This window comes from Streptomyces pseudogriseolus (assembly GCA_002154585.1).
Lineage (GTDB): Bacteria > Actinomycetota > Actinomycetes > Streptomycetales > Streptomycetaceae > Streptomyces > Streptomyces pseudogriseolus.
Genome location: MUNG01000613.1, coordinates 1 through 677 on the forward strand (window position 1 = coordinate 1; position 677 = coordinate 677).

General features: G+C 71.0%; 1 pseudogene. It reads left to right on the forward strand.

Annotated features, from left to right (window positions below):
• Positions 1 to 677: pseudogene (locus CCN29_RS33440) on the forward strand (type 1 periplasmic-binding domain-containing protein); the annotation flags it as partial.

The window sequence follows — 677 nt, forward strand, 5'->3', positions numbered from 1 at the left end:
CCGTCGTCGGTGTCGTCGGCTTCGGCCGTGACCTGCAGAGCAGTCCCGAGGTGACGCGGCGGCTGCAGGAGGCGGGGCTCCCCATCGTCTCCGGTACCAACTCGGCGACGTACCTGCCGAAGGACTTCTCCAACTGGTTCAGCCTCGCGGCGCCCGACGAGCACCAGGCGGAGGCGCTGGGGCTGGTCGCCCAGCAGCTCCGCGGCAAGAGCGACGCCCCGTACGCGCTGGTGCTGGCCCGCGACACCAAGGCGTCGCAGGACCGGTACACCAGCGAACAGGCCCACTACGGCGGGGAGATGCTGCGCGACAAGGGCTTCCGGCTGCTGCCGTCGCGGACCTACCGGGTGGCGAACGGCAAGCCCGAGCTCCGGCTGCACGCGGAGAGCATCTGCCGGGGCGAGGACGTCCCGTCGGTCATCTACTTCGCGGGACGCGTCGAGGACATCGGGCCGCTGATGACCCAGCTGGGAGTCGAACCGGGCTGCGCGAACCGGGAGATATCCATTCTCACCGGGGACGACCTGAGCAAGGCCAAGTTCTCCGGCACGGGNNTACCAGGACGCGGCCCAGTACCTCCCCTGGCTGGAGCCGGGCGAGGCCACGTACGACGCCCCGGGCTTCGCCAGCGGCCAGACGGCCCTCGCCCATGATGCCACCCGCGCGCTGTACTGGGC